Here is a 1,022-nt window from a genome sequence, read left to right as displayed (position 1 = left end):
ACACTCGTTATTTTTGTCTTTAGTAGATCGAGACAATCGTAATTATTGCTTTGTCTCAGTCACTTCGTATTTCTGAAGCGCTATGCACAGGCAGATAGAGACCAGCAAAATTCGTTGATACTAAATTCTTTCTTAACTTCATCTTAGTCACGAACAAAGATAAGTTGAAGTAACAAAAAGTATCTTTTTATTAGCGTCGTTTATAGATGAGTTTTTTTCCAGTTTTTCAGCAGTATTATCACACTTGTTTTCATTCTTTCGCAGGTTAGGAAATACGTTTATTAATAAAAAAGGCGCTCAAAAGAGCGCCTTTTATCAGCAAAACAAATAACGTCTTAAATAACCGGCGCTAGTGCGTAGGTTATTGAACTGTATGCATATGTACGTCTTGTTGAGGGAACGGAATACTAATTCCTTGCTCATCAAACGCTTTCTTAACTGCTTCGAACATTGTGAAGTGAACTGCCCAGTAGTCCGCCGTCTTAGTCCAAACCCTAACGGTAAAGTTGACTGAACTATCCGCTAATTCAGAGATCGCAATCAAATGCTCAGGATCTTTTAATACACGAGAATCTGAAGTGATCAAGCCTTCAATAATCGCTTTCGCTTTATCAATATCATCGCTATAACCAATACCAAAAACGAAATCAACACGGCGAGTATCCAGCTGGTTGATATTAACCATACTGCTATTTGATAGGGCACCGTTTGGAATAATAACGACGCGATTATCTGCCGTTGTTAGAATTGTGTTAAAGATCTGAATTTCCTTAACGACACCAATATGGCCTTGAGCATCAATTAAGTCGCCTACTTTGAAAGGCTTGAATAGCAAGATCAAAACACCGCCAGCGAAGTTTGACAAACTGCCCTGCAATGCCAAACCAACGGCCAAGCCAGCAGCACCGAGTACTGCAACGAAAGAAGTAGTTTCAATACCAACCATTGATGCAACAGCAATCAATAGCATCATCTTGAAGATGACTGACGCCAGGCTACTGACAAACGAACCAAGCGTTGGA

At 39.6% G+C, this 1,022-nt stretch carries 1 protein-coding gene; it reads right to left on the bottom strand.

All coding sequences use genetic code 11. From position 1 onward, the window contains the following. Window positions 1–361 precede the first annotated feature (361 nt). A partial coding sequence (locus tag A3729_RS02060) for a mechanosensitive ion channel family protein (protein WP_068633049.1) occupies window positions 362–1,022 on the bottom strand: 661 nt, incomplete at its 5' end.

The organism is Oleiphilus sp. HI0043, assembly GCF_001634935.1.
This window is presented reverse-complemented; position numbering and strand designations above follow the sequence as displayed.